This window comes from Streptomyces sp. NPDC025833, from assembly GCF_055558055.1.
This window is the reverse complement of the sequence record NZ_JBVHNF010000008.1, coordinates 147,879-174,758: the sequence shown is the minus strand read 5'-3', so window position 1 is coordinate 174,758 and position 26,880 is coordinate 147,879. Positions and strand designations below refer to the sequence as shown.

Here is a 26,880-nt window from a genome sequence, read left to right as displayed (position 1 = left end):
CATCGGCAGACGGAAACCGCTGCGTCGACCGCCGAACCTGTTACCGGGTAATGCCGGCGTAGGGAGTAGGTCTCATGACCAACAAGGACGCACGCACGCCTGCCTCCGTCCAGGACGACATGTCCCAGGAGGCCGGGAAGTCCATCGGCTGGCACAAGGCGTATGTCGAGGGCACCCGCCCCGACCTGCGGGTGCCGGTCCGTCAGGTGCACCTCACCAACGGGCAGTCGGTCACGCTGTACGACACGTCGGGCCCGTACACCGATCCACTCGTCGACACGGACGTCCGCAGAGGCCTGTCCCCGCTGCGGGAGAACTGGATCATCGCCCGCGGTGACACCGAGGAGTACGCCGGACGTCCTGTCCGTCCCGAGGACGACGGGATCAAGCACACCTCTCCGCGTGGCGGTCTGCGCAACCTGGACGCCGTCTTCCCCGGCCGCCCGCGCCAGCCCCGGCGGGGCCGCGGCGGCCGGCCGGTGACGCAGCTCGCGTACGCCGGCCGCGGCGAGATCACGCCGGAGATGGAGTTCGTGGCCCTCCGGGAGAACGTCTCGCCCGAGGTGGTCCGCGAGGAGATCGCGGCGGGCCGGGCCGTGCTGCCGGTCAACGTCAACCACCCGGAGATCGAGCCGATGATCATCGGCAAGCGGTTCCTGGTGAAGGTGAACGCCAACATCGGCAACTCCGCGGTGACGTCCTCCATCGAGGAGGAGGTCGAGAAGATGACGTGGGCGACCCGCTGGGGCGCCGACACGGTCATGGACCTCTCCACCGGCCGCAACATCCACACCACCCGCGAGTGGGTGCTGCGCAACTCCCCCGTCCCCATCGGCACGGTGCCGCTCTACCAGGCCCTGGAGAAGGTCGACGGCAAGGCCGAGGAACTGACCTGGGAGATCTACAAGGACACCGTCATCGAGCAGGCCGAGCAGGGCGTCGACTACATGACGGTCCACGCGGGTGTCCGGCTGCCGTACGTCCCGCTCACCGCCAACCGCAAGACCGGCATCGTCTCGCGCGGCGGCTCGATCATGGCCGCGTGGTGCCTGGCGCACCACCGGGAGTCGTTCCTCTACGAGAACTTCGAGGAACTGTGCGAGATCCTCGCCGCCTACGACGTCACGTACTCGCTGGGCGACGGCCTGCGGCCCGGCTCGATCGCGGACGCCAACGACGAGGCGCAGTTCGCCGAGTTGCGCACCCTCGGGGAGCTCAACCGGATCGCCAGGCGTTTCCACGTACAGACCATGATCGAGGGCCCGGGACACGTCCCGATGCACAAGATCAAGGAGAACATCGACCTCCAGCAGGAGATCTGCGACGAAGCTCCGTTCTACACGCTCGGCCCGCTGACCACGGACGTCGCGCCGGCGTACGACCACATCACCTCCGGCATCGGCGCCGCGATGATCGCCTGGTGGGGCACGGCGATGCTCTGCTACGTCACGCCCAAGGAGCACCTGGGCCTGCCCAACCGGGACGACGTCAAGACCGGCGTCATCACCTACAAGATCGCCGCACATGCGGCGGACCTCGCCAAGGGACACCCCGGTGCGCAGGAATGGGACGACGCCCTGTCCGACGCCCGCTTCGAATTCCGGTGGGAGGACCAGTTCAACCTGGCCCTCGACCCGGACACGGCACGGGAGTTCCACGACGAGACGCTGCCGGCCGAGCCCGCCAAGACGGCCCACTTCTGTTCCATGTGCGGGCCGAAGTTCTGCAGCATGAAGATCTCGCAGGACATCCGGCGCGAGCACGGCGGCAGCCGGGTCGAGATCGAGGAGGGCATGGCCCGGAAGTCGCAGGAGTTCGCGGCGTCCGGCAACCGGGTGTACCTGCCGATCGCCGACTGAGCCGGATACCGGCCTCGCCGCGCCGTGGGTCCGCACACCGGGCCCACGGTGCGGCGGGTCACTCCGGCTGGTGTTCCGGGCCGCCGAAGTCCGGGCTCGTGTAGTCGGGACTGGTGTACCTCGGGCGCCCGGAGGCGGTGCCGTCGTCGGGGCTGCTGAAGCCGGGCCGGTCGTACCCGAGACGCGGTATGCGGCCGGACGGTGCGGGCGGGGCCGTACGGTGGGCGCCGCCCGCACCGGAATCCGGTGCCCCAGCCAGCGCCTCGTGCAGGAAGGGCAGGATGCCGCGCTCCAGCAGGGCGTCCCGCCAGGCCTCGCGGGCTGTGGTCAGTTCCTCGTTCGCGGTGTCCGGGGCCCCGGGTTCCGGCGCGGTGTTGTTGCGCAGGGCGGTGATCAGCAGCCCGACCGCGGCGACGAGGACGGCCACGGCGGTCATCGCGCCGAACACCCAGCCGGTGGTGAGCAGGGTCCGGGCCAGGGTCTGGCCGGGGCCCAGCGCCTTCAGGACGTAGCCGACGAGCAGGAAGACCGCCGCCGCGGTGCCGGAGAGGACGGGGGCGAGGACGGCGATGACCGCGATGGCGCCCGCACCGGTGTGCTCGGTGTCCTCCCCGAGGGGGGCGGTGCGGTCCGGGCCGGGCTCCGGGTCACCCCGTTCGCCCGCGGTCCCCGGGGCGGAGAGCGCCGGGTGGCGCAGCCCGTCGCGTATCCCGACGTAGTGCCGGTACTCGGCCGCGGCGGCCGCCGCGATCACGGCGGACGCGGCGAGGGCCATCGTCCGGAGTTGTTCGGCGGTGAGCCGCTGTCCGGCGGCGGCCGGTTCCGTTCGGTGTGCCGCGGAGCGCAGCGCCTCGTCGAGGAGACGCTCGAATTCCTGGCGGTCCTCGCTCTTCAGGTGCTGCGGAACGCTGTTCATGTGCATCCCCCGTTGATCCGTAGGGCTGAGGCACGCACGTCGGCGGGCCGTCGGGCAGAAACGGAGGGGAGCCTGCTACGGATAATCCGATGGTAGAGCCGCGACGGCGCGCGGTGACAGGGGATTGCCAGAAATTGCCCGTGGCCTGCGGGTTCGCGGCCGGAGGGTGGCTGTCCGCGGAAGGGTCAGACGTCCAGGGGGAGTTGGTGGACGAGCAGCTTTCCGGCCATGGTCACTCCGCCGTCCATGGCGATGGCGAGCCCGTCGGCGTAGACGTGCGGTCCCTCGACGGACGGGCCGGTGCCTTCCTCGTCGTCCTCGGAACCGACCTCACCGAGGAGGTAGGGAATCGGGCTGTGCCCGTGCACGACCCGGGTGCCGCCGTAGGTGTCGAGGAGGGAACGCACGGCCTCGGCGCCGCCCTCGTCCCGGAAGGAGAAGCGTTTGGTGAACTTGCGGAACAGGTCCCAGACCTCGTCGGCGTCGTTGCGGGTCAGGGCCTCGCGGACCGTGTCGTTGACCGCCTCGATGGAGTCGCCGTAGTCGAGGTAGGCGGTGGTGTCGGAGTGGAGGAGCAGATGGCCGTCGACCAGTTCGACGGCGTCGAGGCGGGCCATCCACTGGAGGTGGTGGTCCTGGAGGCGGTCCATGTCGGTCTTCTGGCCGCCGTTGAGCAGCCAGGCAGCCTGGAAGGTGGCCGTGCCCGCACCGGAGTTGACGGGGGTGTCGCCGAACCGCTTGGCGCCGAGCAGCAGCAGCTCGTGGTTGCCCATGAGGGCCTTGCAGTAGCCGCCCGCGGCGGCGGCCTCGGCGGACAGCCGCATGACCAGGTCGATGACGCCGATGCCGTCCGGGCCCCGGTCGGTGAAGTCACCGAGGAACCACAGCCGGGTGGTGCCGGCGGACCACTGGCCCGAGGCGTCGATCAGACCCTGCTCCTCGAGGGCGGTCAGCAGTTCGTCGAGGTAGCCGTGGACGTCGCCGACGACGTAGAGCGGCCCGGGCCCGGTCGCGGGCTGCGGGACCGGGGCGGCGGGGACCGGCTCGACGCGGACCTGCACGGTGTCGCCGCGGTTGATGACGGGCAGGTCGCGCTGGGTGGGGGTGTAGCCCTCGGGGTACGCCTCGTCGGCGGCCGGGACCGCGTCACCGGGATGGGTGCTGTGGACGTACGGACCGGTCTCGTGGACGTACGCGGGTACCCGGAAGTCGCGCAGCGTCGCCGTCCGCTCCGCCTCGGGTCCCTGACCGGCCCCCTGAGTCATCAGACCCCTCCACCATCGCGCCGCATCTGCACCGCTTCGGACTGCCTGGTCGCAGCGGTCCGCGGTGTCGTGGGCCCATCATAGGAATGCGCGTAGCGCCATGTGACGACCCAGGGGTCATGAATCGGAACAAGACTCCGGTTCACCGCGGCTTTCGCCCCGTTTGGGCAGATGTTCGACCGGCGCTCGCCCGGCCGGGACCCGCCCGGATGGACCCGTGTCACACCGGCCCGGCTCCGTGCGGGCCGGTGCGGCACGGCGGCTATCTCCCGTCCGGCGTCCGCGGCGGGCTGACCGTCGTGCGCGGTGGCCGCCGCTGCGAGGACGTGCGCACGATCAGTTCGGTCGGTATCACCTGCTCGACCGGGTGGTCGGAGTCGACGCCCTCGATGGCGTCGATGAGGAGCTGGACGACGGCCGTGCCGATGCGGCGCGGCTTCAGCGAGAGCGTCGTGATGGCCGGTTCCGTGCTGGCGTACACGGTGGACTCGCTGCAGCACACCAGCAGCAGGTCGTCGGGGACGCGCAGGCCGTAGCGGCGGGCGGCGGCGAGCAGGTCGGTGCCGTTGGGGTCGAACAGTCCGTAGACCGCGTCCGGCCGGTCGGGGCGGGCGAGCAGCCGGTCGGCGGCGACGGCTCCGGCGCACGGGTCGTGCGCCGGATAGGCCTCGTAGACCGGGTCCTGGCCGACCCGCTCGCACCAGCGCAGGTAGGCGGTGGTCGACAGGTGCGTGTACGTGTCCGTCGAGGTGCCGGTGAGCAGGCCGATGCGGCGGGCGCCGGCGGCGGCGAGGTGGTCGAGGATGCCGAGTACGGCGGCCTCGTGGTCGTTGTCCACCCAGGCGGTGACGGGGAGGGAGCCGGCCGGGCGGCCGTCGGAGACGACCGGCAGCCCCTGCCGGACGAGTTCGCTGACGACCGGGTCCTGGTCGGAGGGGTCGATGACGACCGTGCCGTCCAGGGCGACGTTGGACCAGACGTCATGGCGGGAGGTCGCGGGCAGGATGACCAGGGCGTAGCCGCGGGCGAGCGCGGCGGAGGTGGCGGCCCGGGCCATCTCGGCGAAGTACGCGAACTCCGTGAAGGTGAAAGGTTCATCCCCGTACGTGGTCACGGTCAGGCCGATCAGACCTGACTTGCCCGTCCGGAGGGTGCGGGCGGCGGCCGACGGCCGGTACCCGAGCCGGTCCGCGACCTCGCGGACATGGCGCCGGGTGGCATCCGGGAGCCGGCCCTTGCCGTTGAGGGCGTCGGACACGGTCGTGATGGAGACTCCGGCGGCGGCGGCGACGTCCCTGATGCCCGCCCGGCCCGGCCGGCTGCCTCGACGTGAGGTTTCCGCGCGGCTCACCTGGTGCTTCCCTGCTGCTGTCATGGCGAGCCGATAGTAGGGCTCATGCGGTGGGGTAGTGCGGACGCATATGCACGCGTTGACAGGCTCGTTTCTGCATGGTCAAGAGCAGCCAACTGCCTTCTAAACCAAGGCGATTGGCTGCCTCCATAGTAAGACGTGTCTTGTCGACGCGGATGGACCTGCCACGTGCCCGATGTCTCGAAGAGGTCTCAACTCACCTTCACGGGCGACGCGCGCCACGGCGCAAGCCACCGGCGCATAGATATATGTATGGGGCGCCCCCCGAAAAGTCCGCCTTCGTGCGGTGATGCCCGTGATGCCGGAGGGGAACCTGAGGTTCCCCGGCTCTCCGCGGCGGTTCTCGCTCGGTCGGCAGCCTCGCACCTGTACGCAGCGGCGCTGAATCCTCATAAGGTGAGAAGTATTGGAAGCCGGCGGTGTCGACGGTCCGCCGGTGGTCGCGAGGAGGACTGCGGTGAGCGAGACGAGCCCGAAGCTGCGCGCCGAGCTGGAGAGTATCCCGACCTACAAGCCGGGCAAGCCGGCTGCGGCGGGCGGGCCGGTCGCCTACAAGCTGTCCTCCAACGAGAACCCGTACCCGCCGCTGCCGGGTGTGCTGGAGAGCGTTACCGCTGCGGCCTCGGACTTCAACCGCTACCCGGACATGGCCTGCACCGGGTTGATGAACGAGCTGTCCGAGCGCTTCGGTGTGCCGATCTCCCATCTCGCCACCGGTACCGGCTCGGTGGGCGTCGCCCAGCAGCTGATCCAGGCCACCAGCGGCCCGGGCGACGAGGTGATCTACGCCTGGCGGTCGTTCGAGGCCTACCCGATCATCGCCCAGATCAGCGGCGCCCGGTCGGTGCAGGTGCCGCTGACGCCGGGGGACGTGCACGACCTGGACGCGATGGCCGACGCGATCACCGACCGGACGCGGCTGATCTTCGTGTGCAACCCCAACAACCCGACCGGCACGGTGGTGCGGCGGGCCGAGCTGGAACGGTTCCTCGACCGGGTGCCGCGTGACGTGCTCGTGGTGCTGGACGAGGCCTACCGCGAGTTCATCCGCGACCCCGAGGTGCCGGACGGTGTCGAGCTGTACCGGAAGCGGCCCAACGTCTGTGTGCTGCGGACCTTCTCCAAGGCGTACGGACTGGCGGGGCTGCGGATCGGTTTCGCGATCGCCCATGAGCCGGTGGCCGCGGCGCTGCGCAAGACGGCGGTGCCGTTCGGGGTGAGCCAGCTCGCGCAGGAGGCGGCCGTCGCCTCGCTCCGCGCCGAGGACGAGCTGCTGGGCCGGGTCGGCTCGCTGGTGTGCGAGCGCAAGCGCGTGGTCGACGCGCTGCAGGCCCAGGGCTGGACCGTGCCGGAGACGCAGGCCAACTTCGTGTGGCTGCGGCTGGGGGAGCGTACGGTCGCGTTCGCTCAGGCGTGTGAGGCGCACGGTGTGGTGGTCCGGCCGTTCCCCGGCGAGGGTGTGCGGGTGACGGTCGGCGAGGCGGAGGCGAATGACATCTTCCTGAAGGTGGCGGAGGCGTTCCGCAAGGAGATCTAGCTCCGGAGCAGGGCTTACTCCTCGATCAGTTCCACCCGGACGGGGTCGCCGTCCCGCACGGTCGCCAGGAGACCGGCGTCCCCGTCCAGGCTGCCGAGGATGTTGCAGGGGCTCGCGAGGCGGCACTCGTCGCCTCGCGAGATCGGCGTGGGTCCGTAGGGCAGGGCGAGCGAGTCGCCGTCCGTCCAGAAGGCCACCGTGCCCGGTTCCACGACCTGACGGGCGTCCGTTTCACGTGAAACAGAGATGCCTGTGTCGAAATACACCTCCTCACCCCATGTGTGCGCGGTCGAAGCGAGAGGCAGTGCCTTCGCGAGGGCCTGCGAGGTCGGCGTGCCGGCGTCGAGGGTCGCGGTGATGTGGCCCGCGGGCCAGGAGATGCGTATCTGCACGGCGCGCAATTCAACAAGATGTTGAAGTCGCTGCCAAGGACTTGACGCGAAGGTGAAGGGGGGACCCCCCCTCGGCGGCTGAGAATCAGTGCGTCATAATGGCTTGTGAATGTGAACGCGTTCACAAGCGCGTCCCGTTTGCTCCTTTATGTGGTTCTCAAAGGGGGGCAAACCGCCGCTGTACCACGCCGTAGTTAGGAGAGTGACGACGTGGACCTTGCTTTGGCGCCGGAGACACTGGCGCGCTGGCAGTTCGGCATTACCACCGTCTACCACTTCCTGTTCGTTCCGCTGACGATCTCCCTGGCCGCACTCACGGCCGGGCTGCAGACGGCCTGGGTGCGCACGGAGAAGGAGAAGTACCTCAGGGCGACGAAGTTCTGGGGCAAGCTCTTCCTGATCAACATCGCGATGGGTGTGGTCACCGGCATCGTGCAGGAGTTCCAGTTCGGCATGAACTGGTCCGACTACTCGCGCTTCGTCGGCGACATCTTCGGTGCCCCGCTCGCCTTCGAGGCGCTGATCGCGTTCTTCTTCGAGTCCACGTTCATCGGTCTGTGGATCTTCGGCTGGGACAAGCTGCCCAAGAAGATCCACCTGGCCTGCATCTGGATGGTCTCGATCGGCACGATCCTGTCGGCGTACTTCATCCTCGCGGCCAACTCCTGGATGCAGCACCCGGTCGGCTACAAGATCGACAAGGCTCGCGGGCGGGCCGAGCTGACCGACTTCTGGGCCGTGCTGACCCAGAACACGGCCCTCACCCAGGCCTTCCACACCCTCTCGGCGGCCTTCCTGACCGGCGGCGCCTTCATGGTGGGCATCTCCGCCTACCACCTGACGCGCAAGAAGCACATCCGCGAGATGAAGACCACGCTCCGGCTCGGACTGGTCACCGTGGTCATCGCCGGTCTGCTCACCGCGGTCAGCGGCGACACGCTCGGCAAGGTGATGTTCAAGCAGCAGCCGATGAAGATGGCCGCGGCAGAGGCGCTGTGGGACGGCCAGAAGCCGGCGCCGTTCTCGATCTTCGCCTACGGCGACGTGGACAAGGGCCACAACTCCGTGGCCGTCGAGATACCCGGCCTGCTGTCCTTCCTGGCCGACGACAACTTCAACTCCTACGTGCCCGGCATCAACGACGTCAACAAGGCCGAGCAGCAGAAGTTCGGGCCCGGTGACTACCGGCCGAACATCCCCGTCGCCTTCTGGGGCTTCCGCTGGATGATCGGCTTCGGCATGGCCTCCTTCGCCATCGGACTGGCCGGGCTGTGGCTGACCCGCAAGAAGTTCCTGCTGCCGCAGCACCTGCGGGTCGGCGACGACGAGGTGCCGCACCTGGTGCTCTTCAAGAGCAAGGCGCTCAGCCCGGCGCTCACCCACTGGTACTGGCGCATCGCCACCTGGACCATGGCCTTCCCGCTGATCGCCAACTCCTGGGGCTGGATCTTCACCGAGATGGGCCGCCAGCCGTGGGTCGTCTACGGCGTCCTGCAGACCCGGGACGCGGTTTCCCCCGGTGTCTCCCAGGGCGAGGTCCTCACCTCGATGGCCGTGTTCACCGCGCTGTACGCGGTCCTTGCCGTGGTCGAGGTCAAGCTGCTCGCGAAGTACGTCAAGGCCGGCCCGCCCGAACTGACCGAGGCCGACCTCAACCCGCCCACGAAGATCGGCGGCGACACTCGTGACGCCGACAAACCGATGGCCTTCTCGTACTAGGCCGGGGGAACAGTCATGCAACTTCACGACGTCTGGTTCGTTCTGATCGCGGTCCTGTGGACCGGCTACTTCTTCCTGGAGGGGTTCGACTTCGGGGTCGGCATCCTCACCAGGCTGCTGGCCCGCAACCGGCCCGAACGCCGGGTGCTGATCAACACCATCGGCCCCGTCTGGGACGGCAACGAGGTGTGGCTGCTCACCGCGGGCGGCGCCACCTTCGCCGCCTTCCCGGAGTGGTACGCCACCCTGTTCTCCGGCTTCTACCTGCCGCTGCTGCTCATCCTGGTCTGCCTGATCGTCCGGGGCGTCGCCTTCGAGTACCGGGCCAAGCGGCCGGAAGAGAAGTGGCAGGGCTCCTGGGAGACGGCCATCTTCTGGACCTCGCTGCTCCCGGCGTTCCTGTGGGGCGTGGCCTTCGGGAACATCGTGCGGGGGGTGAAGATCGACCGGAACTTCGAATACGTCGGCAGCGTCTGGGACCTGCTCAACCCGTACGCCCTGCTCGGCGGTCTGGTGACGCTCACCCTGTTCACCTTCCACGGGGCCGTGTTCACCGCGCTCAAGACCGTCGGGGACATCCGGGTGCGGGCACGGAAGCTGGCCCGGTGGGTCGGCCTGATCGCGGCCGTCGTGGCACTCGCGTTCCTGCTGTGGACACAGGACCACAGCGGTGACGGCAAGAGCCTGGTGGCGCTGATCGTGGCCGTCGTGGCCCTGGGAGCGGCGCTGGCGGCCAACCAGGCCGGACGCGAAGGATGGGCGTTCACCCTCTCCGGCCTCACCATCGTGGCCGCGGTGGCGATGCTCTTCCTCTCGCTCTTCCCGAACGTCATGCCGTCCACCCTCGACGCGCAGTGGAGCCTGACGGTCACCAACGCCTCGTCGAGCCCGTACACCCTGAAGATCATGACGTGGCTGGCGGCGATCGCCACCCCGCTCGTCCTGCTCTACCAGGGCTGGACCTACTGGGTCTTCCGCAAGCGGATCGGCACGCAGCACATCGCTCCTGACGCTGCTGCCGGCGCCGCGCACTGAGTCCGCCGAGGGTGCGTTTCACGTGAAACGCACCCTCGGGACCGAAGGGCATGTTTCACGTGAAACCCATCGATCCCCGTCTTCTGCGCTACGCACGCGCCACCCGGCTCTTCCTCGTGGCCGTCGTCGGCCTGGGGGCCGTCGGTGCCGGGCTCGTCATCGCTCAGGCCATGCTGATCGCCGACATCGTCGTCGGGGCGTTCCAGCACGGTCAGTCGGCCGCTGACCTGCGCACTCCCCTGCTGCTCTTGGCCGCCGTGGCCGTCGGGCGGTCGGTGGTCGCGTGGCTCACGGAGCTCTCCGCCCACCGTGCGAGCGCGGCCGTGAAGTCCGAGCTGCGGGCACGGCTCCTGGACCGGGCGGCGGCGCTCGGACCGGGATGGCTGAGCGGGCAGCGGACCGGTTCGCTGGTCACCCTCGCCACGCGGGGCGTCGACGCCCTGGACGACTACTTCTCGCGCTACCTCCCGCAGCTGGGGCTCGCCGTGGTCGTGCCGGTCGCGGTGCTGGCCCGGATCGTCACCGAGGACTGGGTGTCGGCGGCGATCATCGTCGGCACGCTGCCGCTGATCCCGCTGTTCATGATGCTGATCGGCTGGGCGACCCAGTCCCGGATGGACCGCCAGTGGCGGTTGCTGTCCCGGCTGTCCGGTCACTTCCTGGACGTCGTCGCCGGGCTGCCCACGCTGAAGGTGTTCGGCCGGGCCAAGGCGCAGGCGGACTCCATCCGCCGTATCACCGGCGAGTACCGGCAGGCCACCCTGCGGACGCTGCGCATCGCCTTCCTCTCCTCGTTCGCGCTGGAACTGCTGGCCACCCTGTCGGTCGCGCTGGTCGCCGTCACGATCGGGATGCGGCTGGTCCACGGCGACATGGACCTGTACATCGGTCTGGTGATCCTGGTGCTGGCGCCGGAGGCCTACCTGCCGCTGCGGCAGGTAGGTGCGCAGTACCACGCGGCGGCGGAGGGGCTCGCCGCGGCGGAGGAGATCTTCACGGTCCTGGAGACGGCGGCGCCGGAGTCCGGGACCGCCGCGGTGCCTGAGGGGCCGCTCGCCTTCGAGGGGGTCGCGGTCCGCTATCCGGGGCGTTCCTCGGACGCGGTGAGCGGTGTGTCGTTCAGCGTCGAGCCCGGTGAGACCGTCGCGCTGGTCGGGCCGAGCGGGGCGGGCAAGTCGACGCTGCTGAGCGTGCTGCTGGGGTTCGTCCGGCCGGCCGAGGGACGGGTACGGATCGGGGGAGCCGATCTCGCCGGCCTCGACCTCGCGGAGTGGCGGTCCCGTATCGCATGGGTGCCGCAGCGGCCGCACCTGTACGCCGGGACCATCGCGGAGAACGTGCGGCTGGCCCGGCCCGGGGCCGACGACGGGGCCGTGCGCCGGGCCCTGCGGGACGCGGGGGCGCTGGACTTCGTGGAGGCGCTGCCGGACGGAACCGGCACCGTGCTCGGCGAGGACGGGGCGGGACTCTCGGCGGGGCAGCGGCAGCGGCTCGCGCTGGCGCGGGCGTTCCTGGCGGACCGGCCCGTGCTGCTGCTGGACGAGCCGACGGCCGCGCTGGACGGGGCGACGGAGGAGGAGGTCGTCGCGGCGGTGCGCAGGCTCGCGGCCGGGCGGACCGTGCTGCTCGTCGTGCACCGGCCCGCGCTGCTGGCGGTGGCCGACAGGGTCGTACGCCTCGACGAACCCGTGGACGGGACGGCGGGACCGCGGCTCGACGCGCAGGCGGAACCATCACCCGGGGTGCGGGCCGGAGCCGGGGCGGATGTCCCGGCAGCCGCGCCCACGGCGGCCCGGGCCGGCCGGCGACCGCACGAGGGTTCCACCGCACGGGGCCGGAGCGTGCTGGGGCGGGTCCGGGGCCTGGGCGGCGGGGCGCGCGGACGCCTGGCCGGGGCGCTGCTGCTGGGCGGCCTGGCGCTGGGCAGCGCCGTCGGGCTGATGGCGACCTCCGGCTGGCTCATCTCCCGGGCGTCGCAGCAGCCGCCGGTGCTGTATCTGATGGTGGCGGTGACGGCGACGCGGGCCTTCGGCATCGGGCGGGCCGTCTTCCGCTATGCCGAACGGGTGGTGTCCCACGACGCCGTCCTGCGGATGCTGGCCGACACCCGGGTCGCGGTGTACCGGCGGCTGGAGCGCCTGGCTCCCGCCGGACTCGCCGGTGTCCGGCGCGGTGACCTGCTCAGCCGGCTGGTGTCGGACGTGGACGCCTTCCAGGACTACTGGCTGCGCTGGCTGCTGCCCGCCGGGATCGCCGCCGGCGTCTCGGCGGCCTCCGTCGGCTTCACGTGCTGGCTGCTGCCCGAGGCGGGCGCCGCCCTCGCGGTGGGTCTGCTGGCGGCCGGTGCGGGCGTCCCCCTGCTGACCGCGGCCGCGGCCCGGCGCACCGAGCGGCGGCTGGCGCCCGCCCGCGGCGAGCTCGCCACCCGCGTGACCGACCTGCTCACCGGCACCGCCGAGCTGACCGTCGCCGGTGCGCTGCCGGCCCGTGCGGCCGCGGCCCGGCGGGCCGACGGGACCCTCACCCGGATCGCCGAGCGCGCCGCCGCCGTCACCGGGCTCGGTGACGGGCTGACCGCGCTGGTCTCCGGGCTGACCGTGACGGCCACCGCCGTGTTCGGGGCCCAGGCGGTGGCGGCCGGGCGGCTGGACGGCGTGGCGATGGCCGTGGTCGTGCTCACTCCGCTGGCCGCCTTCGAGTCCGTGCTCGGTCTGCCGCTCGCCGTGCGGTACCGGCAGCGGGTGCGGCGCAGCGCGGAGCGCGTGTACGAGGTCCTGGACGCGCCCGAGCCGGTGCGCGAGCCGGAATCGCCCCGGCAGGCGCCCGCCTCCCCGTTCCCGGTGGTCGTCAAGGGCCTGGGCGCGCGGTACGCGGGACGTCGGCGGGAGGCGCTGGCCGGACTGGACCTGACCCTGGAGCAGGGGCGCCGGATCGCGGTGGTGGGGGCTTCCGGTTCCGGCAAGACGACCCTCGCGCAGGTGCTGCTGAGGTTCCTGGACCCGGCAGCGGGCTCCTACACCCTCGCCGGTGTGGACGCGTGCGCGCTGGCGGGCGACGACGTGCGGCGGCTCGTCGGGCTGTGCGCCCAGGACGCGCATCTCTTCGACAGCTCGGTCCGCGAGAACCTGCTGCTGGCCCGGAAGGACGCGACGGAGGCGGAGCTGCGCGGAGTGCTCTCCCGGGCCCGGCTGCTGGACTGGGTGGACGCGCTGCCCGACGGCCTGGACACGCTCGTCGGCGAACACGGCGCGCGGCTCTCCGGGGGGCAGCGGCAGCGGCTGGCACTGGCCCGCGCGCTGCTGGCCGGCTTCCCGGTGCTGGTGCTGGACGAACCCGCCGAGCACCTGGACCTGGCGACGGCGGACGCCCTGACCGCCGATCTGCTGGCGGCGACGGAGGGCCGCACCACGCTGCTGATCACGCACCGGCTGGCCGGGCTCGACGCGGTGGACGAGGTGATCGTGCTCGACGCGGGCCGGGTGGTGCAGCGGGGGCCGTACGAGCGGCTGGCGGCCGAGGACGGGCCGCTGCGGGAGATGGCGCGCCGGGAGGCCGAGTCGGAGTCGCTGGTGCCGGTGCGGTGAGCCCTGGCACCCGGTGCGCGCGGCCCGGCCGCGGGCCGACGGTGACGCCGCCCCGCGGGCGACGGACGGCCCCGGCACGACCGGGGTGCGGGAGGCGCCGTACCGCCACGGCACGCCGTGGTGGTGCGGTTACGCCTCGCGGTCCGCGAGGAGTCGCTCGATCACGACCGCCACGCCGTCGTCGTTGTTGGCGACCGTACGGCCCGAGGCGGCGGCGATGACGTCGGGGTGGGCGTTGCCCATCGCGTACCCCTGGCCGGCCCAGGTCAGCATCTCGACGTCGTTGGGCATGTCACCGAAGGCCACGACCTCCTCGTGCGAGATGCCGCGTTCGGCGCAGCACAGCGCGAGCGTGCTGGCCTTGGACACGCCGTGGCCGCTGATCTCCAGCAGGGCGCTGGGGCTGGAGCGGGTGACGGTGGCGTGCGTGCCGATCGCCAGGCGGGCCAGGGTGAGGAAGGCGTCGGGGTCGAGGGAGTGGTGGTGGGCGAGGATCTTGAGCACCGGCTGGGCTGCGGCCGGGCCGTCGGTGGCGAGCAGCTCCTCGGCGGGCAGGAGGTTGTCGGGTGCCTCCATGTGCAGCTTGGGGTAGCCCGGTTCCTGGTGGAAGCCGAAGGTCTGCTCGACGGCGAACACCGTGCCCGGCGCGGCCTCGCGCAGCAGGCGTACGACGTCCAGGGCGTTCTCCCGGGCCAGCTCGCGCACCTTCACGAACCGGTGGGCGCCGGGGCCGCCGTGCAGGTCGACCACGGCGGCGCCGTTCCCGCAGATCGCCAGGCCGTGGCCGTGGACGTGTTCGCTGACGACGTCCATCCAGCGGGCGGGCCTGCCGGTGACGAAGAAGACGTCTATCCCGGCCTCCTCGGCGGCGGCCAGTGCGGCGACGGTCCGCGCGGAGACCGACTTGTCGTCGCGCAGCAGGGTGCCGTCGAGGTCGGTGGCGATCAGCCGCGCGGGCGGGGCGGCGGCAGGGGTCCCGGGCTGTCTGGTCGCTGAGGTCACCCGGTCATTCTCGCCCAGGGGCCCGCACGGCCGTGCGCCGGTCCGCACGGATGAGACGCAGGCGACGTTCGGCCGGCCGGCGAGGGGGGCGCTCCCGGAGGGCCCCGGCCGGACGGACCCGGCGCGCGCCCCGGGCGGGACGTGCCGCCGGCGGTCAGTCCAGCTGGGCCGCGGCCTCCATGGCGATCCGCTCGAAGACCTTCTCGTCCGCGGCGAAGTCGGTGTCCGGGACGGGCCAGTGGACGACGATCTCGGTGAAGCCCAGCTCGCGGTGGCGCCCGGCGAAGTCCACGAAGGCGTCCAGGGACGTCAGTGGCCGGCCGCGGTCGGGGGTGAAGCCGGTGAGCAGGATCTTGTCCGGTTCGGCGGTGTCCCGCCCGACGGCCCGGCACGCCTCGGACAGCGCGCCGAGCTGCCCGCGCAGGGCCTCGACGGACTGCTCCGGCGTGCCGGTCTCGTACAGCTTCGGGTCGCCCGTGGTCACCCACGCCTGCCCGTACCGCGCGGCGAGCCGCAGACCGCGCGGGCCCGTGGCGGCGACGGCGAACGGCAGCCGGGGGCGCTGGACGCAGCCCGGGATGTTGCGGGCCTCGTGCGCCGAGTAGAACCGTCCCTCGTGCGTCACCGCGTCCTCGGTGAGCAGCCGGTCGAGCAGGGGCACGAACTCGGCCAGCCGGTCCGCGCGCTCGCGCGGGGTCCAGGGTTCCTGGCCGAGGGCCGTGGCGTCGAAGCCGGTGCCGCCGGCGCCGATGCCGAGGGTGATCCGGCCGCCGGAGACGTCGTCGAGGGTGATCAGTTCCTTGGCGAGGGTCACCGGGTGGCGGAAGTTGGGCGAGGTGACCAGCGTGCCGAGGCGCAGCCGGTCGGTGACCGAGGCGGCCGCCGTCAGCGTCGGGATCGCGCCGAACCAGGGGCCTTCGCGGAAGCTGCGCCAGGAGAGGTGGTCGTAGGTGTAGGCCGTGTGGAAGCCGAGCTGCTCCGCACGTACCCACGCCGCACGGGCGCCCTCGTGCCAGCGGCGGTACGGCAGGATCACGGTGCTCAGACGCAGACTCATGCGTTCGAGGGTAAGGGGCTCCGCAGGTCGGCCGAGACGTTCACCGGGCGCGGTCGGACGGCGCCGCCGCGTGGGCGGCAGCGGTCGCCGGGGGCTCAGCGCGGGCCGGGGAAGCGCAGGTGGCGCTGTGGTACGGCGGCCGTCAGCCAGACACCGTTGGCACTGACGTGGAACACGTGGCCCTCCCGGTGCATGGCGCCGGAGTCGACGGTGAGGACCACCGGGCGGCCCCGGCGGGCGCCGACGCGGGTGGCGGTCTCCCGGTCCGGGGAGAGGTGGACGGCGTGCCGTCCCATGGGACGCAGGCCCTCGGCGCGGATCGCGTCCAGGTGCGCGGCGACCGTCCCGTGGTACAGGTACGGCGGGGGGACCGCCGGGGGCAGGCCGAGGTCGACCCGGATGCTGTGGCCCTGGGCGGCGCGGATCCTGCCGTGCTCGATCATGAAGCGCTGTTTGTCGTTGGTGGCGACCACGCGCTCCAGTTCCTCGCGCGTGAACCGGAACCCGTGGGCGCCGGCCGCGGTGATCAGCTCGTCGACGTCCACCCAGCCGCCGGGGTCGGGTGCGAGACCGATGCGCTCGGGCTGATGGCGCAGGTGCCTGGAGAGGTATCTGGACACCTGTATGGCGCGTCTGTCGTCCATGAGTCGAGCGTGGCGGAGAGACGCGGATCACGCAGCCGGTTTTCGGCGCGAGGTTTGATCCACAAGCAAGTGCGGTTATCCACAGGTTACTTGGCGAACTTGTGGACAACCAGGTGGAGTTTCAGGTTGTTTCGTGAACGTTGGTGCGATCATGTGTCGTTGCGACCAGATCGTCCAAGGTCCGCGCACGGACCGCGCGTTCCGCCGCCAGGGCGATGAAGTCCGAAACCCGTTCCGGGCCGACCAGCCTCTCCACGGCGGCGATTGTCTCCGCGGGCAGCGCGACCGGCCGGGTGCCGGTGGGCACGGGAGGCGGTCGCCGCTCCACGAGGTGGGTGCGCAGGTGGCGGGTGGCCAACGCGCGCATGGCCCGGGCGAGTTCCGCGTCGACGGTCCGCTGGGCCAGTGGACGCAGACGGCGGACGAGCGAGGCGGCCTCGGCGGCGTGGTCGTCCGTGCGGCTTGCCGGCTCGGAGAGGTGGCGCGCGAACACGTACTCGGTCGTGAACTCCAGGAAATGGGACGCGATGTGCTCGATCTGACCCCTCAACTCCCGCAGGTGACCGGTGATCACCGACAGCGGCACACCGGCGGCGTGCAACTCGACGGCCACCGCCAGCTCTTGGGGGCTCGGCACCAGGAAGCCGTCCGGGTCGTCCGCGACGGGTTCCAGTACGCCGAGGCCGACCGCCTCGGCCACCGCGTCGTCGGGCACGCCGCCGAAGCGGGCGACCAGCTCGGCGCGGGTGGCGCGGGCGGGCCGCTCGTCCGTCCACGGGCCCTCCACCTCGGACACCAGACCGAGGATGCCGGCCAGGCCGCGGCCGGTGTCCCAGGCGTCCAGGACCTCCTTGACCGAGGTCAGGGTGTAGCCCCGGTCGAGGAGGTGCGCGATCTGGTGGAGGCGGGTGACGTGGGCGCCGGAGTGGAGGTTGGCCCGGCCCCGGCGCTCCGGGCGGGGGAGGAGGCCGCGGTCCTGGTAGGCGCGGATGGTCCGGACCGTGGTGCCGGTGAGGTGCGCGAGGTCCTCGATGCGGTGGACGTGACGGGCCGCGGGATCGGACACGGCGGACGCCCCTCGCTCGACGAGGTGGCTGCTGGGAGGCGGGGCGGCTGCTCCGGGCCCCGTCCCGGACCGGTCACCGGAGGCCGGGCCCGCCGTCCGGTCGTAGGCCGGCCCGGCGGGGGCGCCTGCTTCGGACCCCGTCCGCCCGGCGCCCGCCGCACTTCCCGGCGCCCGCCACGCCCCCCGGGCCCGGCCTCCGGCATGCCCGCCCCCGCCCACCCGACCGGGGCTCGCAACCGGAACTCACGACCGGGGCTCGCAACCGGAACTCACGACCGGAACGCACGACCGGAACTCGACACCGGTCCTCACAACCGCGGCTCCACCCGGGCGATCCTCCGCAGCACCCCCGGCGCGAGGCGGGCCAGCAGGTGGGCGCCGCGGGCCTCCGCGGTCACCGGCACCACCGCCCGGTTGCGGACCACCGCGTCCAGGATCGCGTCGGCCACCTTCTCCGGCGGGAAGTTGCGCAGCCCGTACAGGCGGGACGTCCGTTCCTGGCGACGGCGTTCCTCCGCCTCGTCGACACCGGCGAACCGGGCCGTGGACGTGATGCTGGTGTTGACGAAGCCCGGGCAGACCGCCGTCACGCCGATCCCCTGGCCGGCCAGTTCGGCGCGCAGGCACTCGGAGAGCATCAGCACGGCCGCCTTGGAGGTGCTGTAGGCCGGCAGGGCACGCGAGGGCTGGTACGCCGCGGCAGACGCCGTGTTGACGATGTGGCCGCCCTGGCCGCGCTCGGCCATCCGCGCCCCGAAGAGCCGGCAGCCGTGGATCACGCCCCACAGGTTGACGTCCAGCACCTTGCGCCAGTCGTCGGTCGTCGTGGCGAAGAAGGAGCCCGACAGGCCGATGCCCGCGTTGTTGACCAGCACGTCCAGGACGCCGTACTCCCGGTGCACCTTCTCCGCGAGCTTCTCCATGGCCTGCTCGTCGGAGACGTCGGCCGGCTCGGCCCAGGCCGCGGGCGCGCCGACCAGCCGGGACAGTTCGGCGGTGCGGGCCGCGGCCTCCGCGTCGCGGTCGACGGCGACCACCCGGGCCCCGGCCTCGGCGAAGGCGAACGCCGTCGCCCGCCCGATGCCGCTGCCCGCGCCGGTGACCAGCACGAGCTGCCCGGCGAACCGGTCGGCGTGCCGGCCGGTGGGGGCCGGGGCGGGCCGGCCGCCTTCCACGGACCCGGCGAACTCCTCGATCCAGGCGGACAGCTGGTCGGGCCGGGTGCGCGGGACCCAGTGCCCGGCCGGCAGCGTGCGCCGGGTCAGCTCGGGTGCCCACCGGTCCAGGTCGTCGTACAGCCGCTCGGAGAGGAACACGTCCCCCTGCGGGGTGATGAGCTGCACGGGCGCGTGCGCGTACGCGTCCGGGCGCGGCCGGCTCAGCCGGGCGCGGACGTTGTCCCGGTACAGCCAGGCGCCGTGCGCCGCGTCGGACGGGAGGGAGACGGTCGGGTAGTCGCCGCCGGGGATGCCCTCGGCCCGCTCCAGGATCTTCGGCCAGCGCTTGCCGAGCGGTCCGCGCCAGGCCAGTTCCGGCAGGGCCGGCGTGTGCAGCAGGTACACGTACCAGGACTTGGCGCCCTGGGCGAGGAGCTGGCCCGCCCGGCGGGGCGTCGGACGCTTCACGCGCGCGTCGATCCAGTGCCCGAAGTGGTCGAGGGACGGCCCGGAGATCGAGGTGAAGGAGGCGATGCGGCCCTCGGTGCGGCCCACGGTGACGAACTCCCAGGACTGCACCGAGCCCCAGTCGTGCCCGACGAGGTGCACCGGCCGGTCCGGGCTGACCGCGTCCACGACGGCCAGGAAGTCGTCCGTGAGCTTGGCGAGGGTGAACCCCCCGCGCAACGGCCGCGGCGCCGTGGAGCGGCCGTGGCCCCGGACGTCGTACAGGACCACGTGGAAGCGGCCGGCGAGCCGGACCGCGACCTCGGACCAGACCTCCTTGCTGTCCGGGTAGCCGTGGACGAGGACGACCGTCGGCCGTTCCGGATCGCCCAGCTCGGCCACGCACAGCTCGACCCCGCCGGTCCGCACCCAGCGCTCGCGCGCGCCTTCCAGTGTCACTTCTCCTCCGTCCAGCGCCGCACGTGCGGCAGATCGTCGTCCAGCCAGAACGCGCTCTCCCCGGGGTCCCTGGAATCGGTGACCACCAGGATCTCCTCGAACTTCGCGCCCGTGCCCCGGAAACCCAGGTGCGGTTCGACCGCCCACAGGCCCGGCCGCGGCGGGTGGTCCGAGAAGCGGTACGGGGACCACAGCGGCGACCAGCCCTCGCGGTGGCCGTGCAGCGCGTCGGAGGCCAGCCCCTTCAGGGACCGCGTGCCGAATCCGAACAGGTGGGGCGACCAGCGGCGCTGCCGCACCCGGTCCACCTTGTGGGCGATCACCCCGAAGGGATAGGCGCGGTGCCGGTTGGCGTAGCCCTGGCGGACCATCAGCCGGTCCACGTCCCGGTAGATCTCCCGCAGCGGGCGCCGTTCGCGCACCTCGCGCAGGATCAGCTCGCGGTGCGCCTCCAGGTCCGCCATCAGCCGGTCCTGCACCGGGTTCGCGCCCAGCGAGCCCGAGTAGCCGATGTCCGCCGTGCACCCCTCGAAAACCGGTGCCATGTCCAGGATGAACGGCATCCCCGGCTCCAGCGCGCGGTCGGTCGGGAAGAACTGGAGCGGGACGCGGAAACCCGTGAACGCGGTGCGGTCGCCGAACCAGGCGAAGGGGAGGTGGAACCAGTCCCGCACCCCGCGCTCGCGCAGCCACTCCCGCTGCATCCGCGCCGCCCCGCGCTCGGTCACGCCCGGCTCCAGGCGGGCCGCGACCGCCTCGGCGCACTCGTAGGCGAGGCGTTGCACCCGTCTGAACCCCCGCAGTTCCGCGGAGAGTTCGCTGCTCACTGCCGTCGTCATGCCGTCCCGTCCCGTCGCCCGGCGACTCGTGCGCCGGCGCGGCGACTTGTCCCGTCGACTCGTCCCGTCGACCGCGGTACGCGTCCGTAACTTGACCCTGGTGAATGTGGCAGTTGTTAGAGGTGGCGTCAATAGGGCGATCAAGGGCTGTGGACGAGGGCCGCCCGGTGCCCGGGCTCCACCCTGGGAGGGGAACCCCTAGGGCCCCGTACTACCTGGGTCTGACGGGAAACGGCTCTGTGGTCTGACGACGGACGTGGCCCGGATCACTACCGTCGGGTGGGTGACTGTGATCGCGACCGAAAGCCTGAGCAAGCGGTTCCCCCGGGTGACCGCGCTCGACCGGCTGTCCGTGGACATCGGGCCCGGTGTGACCGGACTCGTCGGAGCCAACGGTGCCGGCAAGTCCACCCTGATCAAGATCCTGCTGGGGCTGTCCCCCGCCACGGAGGGCCGGGCCGAGGTGCTCGGCCTCGACGTCGCCGAGAAGGGCGCCGCCATCCGCGAGCGGGTCGGGTACATGCCGGAGCACGACTGCCTGCCGCCCGACGTCTCGGCCACCGAGTTCGTCGTCCACATGGCCCGCATGTCCGGCCTGCCGCCCGCCGCCGCGCGCGAGCGCACCGCCGACACCCTGCGCCACGTGGGCCTGTACGAGGAGCGCTACCGCCCCATCGGCGGCTACTCGACCGGCATGAAGCAGCGCGTGAAGCTCGCCCAGGCCCTGGTGCACGACCCCCGGCTGGTCTTCCTCGACGAGCCGACCAACGGCCTCGACCCGGTCGGCCGCGACGAGATGCTGGGTCTGATCCGCCGCATCCACAGCGATTTCGGCATCTCGGTCCTGGTCACCTCGCACCTGCTGGGCGAGCTGGAACGCACCTGCGACCACGTCGTCGTGATCGACGGCGGCAAACTGCTGCGCTCCAGCTCCACCACCGACTTCACCCAGACCACGACCACCCTCGCGATCGAGGTCACCGACAGCGACACCCACCCCGACGGCACCCGTGCGGTCCGCGAGGCGCTCCACGCGCGCGGGGCCGTCACGCACGCGGAGGCCGGCGGGCTGCCCGGCGCCGGCCACATCCTGCTGCTGACCGCCACGGGCGACGAGACGTACGACCTCGTCCGGGACGTCGTCGCCGACCTCGGCCTCGGCCTGGTGCGCATGGAACAGCGCCGGCACCACATCTCCGAGGTGTTCACCAGCCACGACGAACAGCGGAAGGAGGCCGTCGGCCATGGCGGTTGACCGTCCCCTGGCAACGCCCACCGGCGACCAGTCCCGCATCCACGACATCGGCTACCGCGGCTACGACGGCCCCCGGCTCGGCCGCGCCTACGCCCGCCGGTCGCTGTACTCGCAGTCCCTGCGCGGCGCCTACGGCCTCGGCCGCTCGGTGAAGTCCAAGGTGCTGCCGATGCTGCTGTTCGCGGTGATGTGCGTGCCCGCCGCCATCATGGTGGCCGTCACCGTCTTCACCAAGGCGCACGAACTGCCGGTGTCCTACACCCGCTACGCGATCATCATGCAGGCGGTGATCAGCCTGTACGTCGCCTCCCAGGCGCCCCAGGCCGTCTCGCGCGACCTGCGCTTCAAGACGGTTCCGCTGTACTTCTCGCGGCCGATCGAGACCGCCGACTACGTCCTCGCGAAGTTCGCCGCGCTCGCCTCCGCGCTGTTCGTGCTCACCGCGGCCCCCCTGCTCGTGATGTACATCGGCGCGCTGCTGTCCAAGCTGGGCTTCGCCCACCAGACCGAGGAATTCGCCCAGGGACTGGTCTCCGTGGCCCTGCTCTCACTGCTGCTCGCCGGGATCGGCCTGGTCATCGCCGCCGTCACCCCGCGCCGCGGCTTCGGCATCGCCGCCGTGATCGCCGTGATGACCATCTCCTACGGCGCGGTCTCCACCCTCCAGGCCATCGCCGACGTCCAGGGCAGCGGGAGCGCCGTCCCGTGGATCGGCCTGTTCTCGCCGATCACCCTGATCGACGGCGTGCAGTCCGCCTTCCTCGGCGGCCGCTCGGCCTTCCCCGGCGGGACCGGCCCGTCCGGCGGCGAGGGCGCGGTGTACGTCGTGTTCGTCCTCGGCCTGATCGCCGCGTGCTACGGCCTCCTGATCCGCCGCTACCGGAAGGTGGGCCTGTGATGACCACGCTCTCCATCGACCACGTCTCGCGCTGGTTCGGCAACGTCGTCGCCGTCAACGACATCACCATGACCATCGGGCCCGGCGTCACCGGCCTGCTCGGCCCCAACGGCGCCGGGAAGTCCACCCTCATCAACATGATGGGCGGCTTCCTCGCCCCGTCCACCGGCACGGTCACCCTCGACGGCCAGCCGGTCTGGCGCAACGAGGACATCTACCGCCACATCGGCATCGTCCCCGAGCGGGAGGCGATGTACGACTTCCTCACCGGACGCGAGTTCGTCGTCGCCAATGCCGAGCTGCACGGCCTCGGCGGTAAGGCCGCCCAGCGCGCCCTCGCCACGGTCGAGATGGAGTACGCGCAGGACCGGAAGATCGCCACCTACTCCAAGGGCATGCGGCAGCGCGTGAAGATGGCGAGCGCCCTGGTGCACGACCCGTCGCTGCTCCTGCTCGACGAGCCGTTCAACGGCATGGACCCGCGCCAGCGCATGCAGCTGATGGACCTGCTCCGCACGATGGGCGACGAGGGCCGCACGGTGCTGTTCTCCTCGCACATCCTCGAAGAGGTCGAGCAGCTCGCCCGGCACATCGAGGTCGTCGTCGCCGGACGGCACGCGGCCAGCGGCGACTTCCGCAAGATCCGCCGCCTGATGACCGACCGGCCGCACCGCTACCTGGTGCGCTCCAGCGACGACCGCGCCCTCGCGGCCGCGCTGATCGCCGACCCGTCGACGGCCGGCATCGAGGTCGACCACGCCGAGGGCGCGCTGCGCGTCCAGGCCGTGGATTTCGGCCGCTTCACCGCCCTGCTGCCGAAGGTCGCGAAGGACCACGGCATCCGGCTCCTCACGGTCTCGCCGTCCGACGAGTCCCTGGAGTCCGTCTTCTCGTATCTGGTCGCGGCGTAGGAGGCCGAAGATGTACGACCCCACCGTCGCCCGGCTCACCTATCGGGCCCTGCTCGGCCGTCGCCGGGCCCTCATCCTCGGCGCGCTGCCGCTGCTGCTGATCGTGATCTCCGTGGCCGTGCGCGCCCTGACCGGAGCGGACGACCAGACGGCGGCCGACGTCCTCGGCGGCTTCGCGCTCGCCACCATGGTGCCGATCATCGGTGTCATCGCGGGCACGGGCGCCATCGGCCCGGAGATCGACGACGGCTCCGTCGTCTACCTGCTGTCCAAGCCGATCAAGCGGCCCACGATCATCTTCACCAAGCTGATCGTCGCCATCGCCGTGACCATGGTCTTCTCGGCGGTGCCGACGCTCGTCGCGGGCCTGATCCTGAACGGCAACGGCCAGCAGATCGCGGTCGCCTACACGGTCGCCGCGCTGGTCTCCTCCATCGCCTACTCGGCCCTGTTCCTGCTGCTGGGCACCGTCTCCCGGCACGCGGTGGTGTTCGGGCTCGTCTACGCCCTGGTCTGGGAGGCGCTGTTCGGCTCGCTGGTGGCGGGCGCGCGCACGCTGAGCGTCCAGCAGTGGTCGCTGGCCGTCGCCCACAAGCTGGCCGGCGGTGACCTGGTCACCTCGGACGTGGGCCTGACGACGGCCGTCGTCCTGCTGGTGGCGGTCACGGTCCTGGCCACCTGGTACGCCGGCCAGAAGCTGCGGTCGCTGACGCTGGCGGGCGAGGAGTGAGCGGCCCGGGCCCCGGCGGAGGCCCCGCCCCCGGCTCCGGCGGGGCACTCGGGCGCGGCTGACCGCGCCCGTTTTATTCGGTGGCGTCCGACTCGGCGGGCGGGGCACAGTGGTGGTGCCCCACCGCCGGGATCGTCCCGGCGCCGCAGACCGGGAGTGGAGGTGGGCGATGCCCATGCACGGCAGTACGCCCGGCTCCCGTCAGGGCGGCCCGAGGCCGGCTCCGGAGCGATCGCCACTGCTCCGCTGAGCCACGGGAGCTGCCCGGGGCGGCCGCTTCGAGCACGCGATGTCGCTCTCGCGTGGGCCGCCCACCCGGAGGATTGGCCGAGTGGCAAGGCACCGGCTCGCTGAGCCGTGGTCGGGGGCGACCCCGCGCACGTTCGATCCGTGCATCCTCCGCGCGACACCGTCACGCTGACCCGTCCGACGTCCCGTCCGACCGCTCAGCTGGGCGCGAGCGAGGTCGCCGGCCGACGGGAGACACCGTCCGACGACCGTACGGCGCCCGCAGTCCTGCCAAGAACGCGCAAGGCCGCGACGGCCGCGCACCCGGCGCGTCCCGGGCAGGCCGGTGGCTCAGGCCAGCAACCGCTCCAGGACCACCGCGATGCCGTCGTCATCGTTGGACGCCGTGACCTCGTCGGCCACCGCGCGCAGTTCCGCGTGGGCGTTTGCCATGGCCACCCCGCGGGAGGCCCAGCCGAACATCGGTATGTCGTTGGGCATGTCGCCGAAGGCGATGGTGTCGGCGGCCTTCAGCCCCAGCCGCCGCGCCGCCAGGGAGAGCCCGGTGGCCTTGGACAGGCCGAGCGGGAGCAGCTCGACTATGCCCTCGCCCGCCATGGCCACGGTGACGAAGCCCCCGGCCGCCTGCCGGGCCGCCTCCGCCAGCTCGTCGTCGCCCAGCACCGGGTGCTGTATGTAGATCTTGTTGAGGGGGGCCGCCCAGAGGTCGGAGAGATCCGTGAACGGCGTCCCGGGCAGCTTGCCGGTGAGCGCGTAGCCCGGGCCCACCAGCACCTCGCCGTCGAGGCCGTCACGGCTGGCCGCCAGGTGCAGCGGACCGACCTGGGCCTCGATCTTGGCCAGGGCCACGGCCGCCAGCTTCCGGTCCAGGGTGACCGAGGTCAGCAGGCGGTGCGCGTCGGCGTCGTAGACCTGGGCGCCCTGGCCGCAGACGGCGAGGCCGTCGTAGCCGAGGTCGTCCAGGACGTGCCGGGTCCACGGGACCGCGCGGCCGGTGACGACGATGTGGGCCGCGCCCGCCGCGGTGGCCGCGGCGAGCGCGTCACGGGTGCGCCGCGACACCGAGCCGTCGGAGCGCAGAAGCGTTCCGTCGAGATCGGTGGCGATCAGGGGGTACGGGAATCCGGCGCTCACTTCGCGACCGGCTCCAGGACCTCCCGGCCGCCCAGGTACGGGCGCAGCACCTCGGGGACCCGGACGGAGCCGTCGGCGAGCTGGTGGTTCTCCAGGATCGCCACGATCGTGCGCGGTACGGCGCACAGCGTGCCGTTGAGGGTGGCCAGCGGCTTGACCTGCTTGCCGTCACGCATCCGGATGGCCAGTCGGCGGGACTGGAACTCGGTGCAGTCCGAGGTCGACGTCAGTTCGCGGTACTTGCCCTGCGTCGGGATCCACGCCTCGCAGTCGTACTTACGGGCGGCCGAGGAGCCGAGGTCACCGGAGGCGACGTCGATCACGCGGAACGGCAGCTCCAGGGAGGTCAGCCACTGCTTCTCCCACTCCAGGAGCCGCTGGTGCTCGGCCTGCGAGTCCTCGGGGGCGACGTACGAGAACATCTCGACCTTGTCGAACTGGTGCACCCGGAAGATGCCCCGGGTGTCCTTGCCGTGCGAACCCGCCTCGCGGCGGAAGCAGGGCGAGAAGCCCGCGTACCGCAGCGGCAGCCGGTCCGCGTCGATGATCTCGTCCATGTGGTAGGCCGCCAGCGGGACCTCGGAGGTGCCGACCAGGTACAGGTCGTCCTTGTCGAGGTGGTAGACGTCCTGGGCGGCCTGCCCGAGGAAACCGGTGCCCGCCATGGACTGCGGGCGGACCAGCGCCGGGGTGAGCATCGGGGTGAAGCCGGCCTCGGTGGCCTGCGCGATCGCGGCGTTCACCAGGGCCAGCTCCAGCAGGGCGCCGACACCGGTGAGGAAGTAGAAGCGGGAACCGGAGACCTTGGCGCCGCGCTCGACGTCGATCGCGCCGAGGATCTGGCCCAGCTCCAGGTGGTCCCGGGGCTCGAAGCCCTCGGCGCCGAAGTCGCGGATCGTGCCGTGCGTCTCCAGCTCGACGAAGTCCTCCTCGCCGCCGACGGGCACGTCGGGGTGGACGAGGTTGCCGAGCCGCTGCAGGAGCTGCTGGGTCTCGGCGTCGGCCGTGTCGCGCTCGGCGTCGGCGGCCTTCACGTCGGCCTTGAGCTGCTCGGCGCGCTTGAGCAGGGCGGCCTTCTCGTCGGCGGAGGCCTTGGGGATGAGCTTGCCGAGCTGCTTCTGTTCGGCGCGCAGCTCGTCGAAGCGGACGCCGGAGGACCTGCGCCGCTCGTCGGCAGACAGGAGGGAGTCGACGAGCGCGACGTCCTCTCCACGGGCGCGCTGGGAGGCGCGCACACGGTCGGGGTCCTCACGGAGCAGGCGAAGGTCAATCACGAGGCCAAGGCTACCGGTGCGGGGTCGCGGCTCACGAATCATCAATCCGCACGGGGCGCACTATTTGCGGCTTACGTTC

21 protein-coding genes and 1 tRNA gene are annotated in these 26,880 nt (G+C 71.9%); 10 read left to right on the top strand and 12 right to left on the bottom strand.

The genetic code is table 11. The features are described from left to right. The first annotated feature begins 74 nt into the window (after nucleotides 1-74). Nucleotides 75-1,859 carry a phosphomethylpyrimidine synthase ThiC gene (gene thiC / locus ACZ4K2_RS16060; protein WP_467468532.1) on the top strand — a complete coding sequence of 595 codons (1,785 nt, stop codon included), beginning with the start codon at nucleotides 75-77 and terminating at the stop codon, nucleotides 1,857-1,859. Nucleotides 1,860-1,917: 58 nt separating this feature from the next. Here the strand turns inward: thiC and ACZ4K2_RS16055 are convergent, their stop codons facing one another. From ACZ4K2_RS16055 to ACZ4K2_RS16045, 3 genes are all read right to left on the bottom strand, one after another. Further along, nucleotides 1,918-2,781 carry a hypothetical protein gene (locus tag ACZ4K2_RS16055; protein ID WP_467468534.1) on the bottom strand — a complete coding sequence of 288 codons (864 nt, stop codon included), beginning with the start codon at nucleotides 2,779-2,781 and terminating at the stop codon, nucleotides 1,918-1,920. Nucleotides 2,782-2,960: 179 nt separating this feature from the next. Then, nucleotides 2,961-4,040, bottom strand: a complete 1,080-nt coding sequence (locus ACZ4K2_RS16050; protein ID WP_467468536.1) for a metallophosphoesterase — start codon at nucleotides 4,038-4,040, stop codon at nucleotides 2,961-2,963. Nucleotides 4,041-4,302: 262 nt separating this feature from the next. After that, nucleotides 4,303-5,415, bottom strand: a complete 1,113-nt coding sequence (locus tag ACZ4K2_RS16045; protein WP_467468538.1) for a LacI family DNA-binding transcriptional regulator — start codon at nucleotides 5,413-5,415, stop codon at nucleotides 4,303-4,305. A gap of 454 nt (nucleotides 5,416-5,869) precedes the next feature. Between ACZ4K2_RS16045 and hisC the strand changes: the two genes are divergently transcribed. Next, nucleotides 5,870-6,949, top strand: a complete 1,080-nt coding sequence (gene hisC / locus ACZ4K2_RS16040) for a histidinol-phosphate transaminase (protein ID WP_467468540.1) — start codon at nucleotides 5,870-5,872, stop codon at nucleotides 6,947-6,949. A gap of 14 nt (nucleotides 6,950-6,963) precedes the next feature. Here hisC and ACZ4K2_RS16035 read toward each other — a convergent pair whose 3' ends face one another. Continuing rightward, a complete protein-coding gene (locus ACZ4K2_RS16035) occupies nucleotides 6,964-7,341 on the bottom strand; it encodes a cyclophilin-like fold protein (RefSeq protein ID WP_467468542.1) in 378 nt (125 codons plus the stop codon). Nucleotides 7,342-7,551: 210 nt separating this feature from the next. Here ACZ4K2_RS16035 and ACZ4K2_RS16030 point away from each other — a divergent pair, with 210 nt between their 5' ends. The 3 genes from ACZ4K2_RS16030 to cydD are packed head-to-tail and all read left to right on the top strand — an operon-like array spanning nucleotide 7,552 to nucleotide 13,679. Further along, nucleotides 7,552-9,060: a cytochrome ubiquinol oxidase subunit I gene (locus ACZ4K2_RS16030; protein WP_467468544.1), complete on the top strand. Its 1,509-nt coding sequence runs from the start codon at nucleotides 7,552-7,554 to the stop codon at nucleotides 9,058-9,060. Between the two features lie 15 nt (nucleotides 9,061-9,075). After that, nucleotides 9,076-10,095: a cytochrome d ubiquinol oxidase subunit II gene (gene cydB / locus ACZ4K2_RS16025; protein ID WP_467468546.1), complete on the top strand. Its 1,020-nt coding sequence runs from the start codon at nucleotides 9,076-9,078 to the stop codon at nucleotides 10,093-10,095. 59 nt (nucleotides 10,096-10,154) lie between these two features. Next, nucleotides 10,155-13,679 carry a thiol reductant ABC exporter subunit CydD gene (gene cydD, locus ACZ4K2_RS16020; RefSeq protein ID WP_467468548.1) on the top strand — a complete coding sequence of 1,175 codons (3,525 nt, stop codon included), beginning with the start codon at nucleotides 10,155-10,157 and terminating at the stop codon, nucleotides 13,677-13,679. A gap of 129 nt (nucleotides 13,680-13,808) precedes the next feature. Here the strand turns inward: cydD and ACZ4K2_RS16015 are convergent, their stop codons facing one another. From ACZ4K2_RS16015 to ACZ4K2_RS15990, 6 genes are all read right to left on the bottom strand, one after another. Then, nucleotides 13,809-14,681, bottom strand: coding sequence for a Cof-type HAD-IIB family hydrolase (locus ACZ4K2_RS16015; protein WP_467468550.1), 873 nt, complete (start codon nucleotides 14,679-14,681; stop codon nucleotides 13,809-13,811). A gap of 154 nt (nucleotides 14,682-14,835) precedes the next feature. Then, a complete protein-coding gene (locus ACZ4K2_RS16010) occupies nucleotides 14,836-15,738 on the bottom strand; it encodes an LLM class flavin-dependent oxidoreductase (RefSeq protein ID WP_467468552.1) in 903 nt (300 codons plus the stop codon). 95 nt (nucleotides 15,739-15,833) lie between these two features. Next, nucleotides 15,834-16,382: an RNA 2'-phosphotransferase gene (locus ACZ4K2_RS16005; RefSeq protein WP_467468554.1), complete on the bottom strand. Its 549-nt coding sequence runs from the start codon at nucleotides 16,380-16,382 to the stop codon at nucleotides 15,834-15,836. 121 nt (nucleotides 16,383-16,503) lie between these two features. Next, on the bottom strand, nucleotides 16,504-17,448 hold the full coding sequence (locus tag ACZ4K2_RS16000; RefSeq protein ID WP_467468556.1) for a MerR family transcriptional regulator: 945 nt from the start codon (nucleotides 17,446-17,448) through the stop codon (nucleotides 16,504-16,506). 308 nt (nucleotides 17,449-17,756) lie between these two features. After that, nucleotides 17,757-19,511, bottom strand: coding sequence for an SDR family oxidoreductase (locus tag ACZ4K2_RS15995; protein ID WP_467468558.1), 1,755 nt, complete (start codon nucleotides 19,509-19,511; stop codon nucleotides 17,757-17,759). Further along, a complete protein-coding gene (locus tag ACZ4K2_RS15990; protein WP_467468560.1) occupies nucleotides 19,508-20,350 on the bottom strand; it encodes a M24 family metallopeptidase in 843 nt (280 codons plus the stop codon). Before ACZ4K2_RS15990 ends, ACZ4K2_RS15995 begins: the two co-directional genes overlap by 4 nt. A 289-nt stretch (nucleotides 20,351-20,639) precedes the next feature. Here ACZ4K2_RS15990 and ACZ4K2_RS15985 point away from each other — a divergent pair, with 289 nt between their 5' ends. The 5 genes from ACZ4K2_RS15985 to ACZ4K2_RS15965 all read left to right on the top strand — a co-directional run bounded on the left by ACZ4K2_RS15985 (nucleotide 20,640) and on the right by ACZ4K2_RS15965 (nucleotide 24,546). Continuing rightward, nucleotides 20,640-21,605, top strand: a complete 966-nt coding sequence (locus tag ACZ4K2_RS15985) for an ABC transporter ATP-binding protein (RefSeq protein WP_467468833.1) — start codon at nucleotides 20,640-20,642, stop codon at nucleotides 21,603-21,605. Further along, entirely contained in the window at nucleotides 21,595-22,503 is a 909-nt protein-coding gene (locus ACZ4K2_RS15980; protein ID WP_467468562.1) for an ABC transporter permease subunit, read from the top strand. Before ACZ4K2_RS15985 ends, ACZ4K2_RS15980 begins: the two co-directional genes overlap by 11 nt. Beyond that, a complete protein-coding gene (locus ACZ4K2_RS15975; RefSeq protein WP_467468564.1) occupies nucleotides 22,503-23,414 on the top strand; it encodes an ABC transporter ATP-binding protein in 912 nt (303 codons plus the stop codon). Before ACZ4K2_RS15980 ends, ACZ4K2_RS15975 begins: the two co-directional genes overlap by 1 nt. A gap of 10 nt (nucleotides 23,415-23,424) precedes the next feature. Continuing rightward, nucleotides 23,425-24,144, top strand: a complete 720-nt coding sequence (locus ACZ4K2_RS15970; protein WP_467468566.1) for an ABC transporter permease subunit — start codon at nucleotides 23,425-23,427, stop codon at nucleotides 24,142-24,144. A gap of 317 nt (nucleotides 24,145-24,461) precedes the next feature. Beyond that, nucleotides 24,462-24,546 (top strand) — tRNA-Ser (locus ACZ4K2_RS15965). A 177-nt stretch (nucleotides 24,547-24,723) separates the two neighbouring features. Here ACZ4K2_RS15965 and ACZ4K2_RS15960 read toward each other — a convergent pair. Continuing rightward, nucleotides 24,724-25,527: an HAD family hydrolase gene (locus ACZ4K2_RS15960; RefSeq protein WP_467468568.1), complete on the bottom strand. Its 804-nt coding sequence runs from the start codon at nucleotides 25,525-25,527 to the stop codon at nucleotides 24,724-24,726. After that, nucleotides 25,524-26,801, bottom strand: coding sequence for a serine--tRNA ligase (gene serS / locus ACZ4K2_RS15955; RefSeq protein ID WP_467468570.1), 1,278 nt, complete (start codon nucleotides 26,799-26,801; stop codon nucleotides 25,524-25,526). Before serS ends, ACZ4K2_RS15960 begins: the two co-directional genes overlap by 4 nt. Nucleotides 26,802-26,880 lie beyond the last annotated feature (79 nt).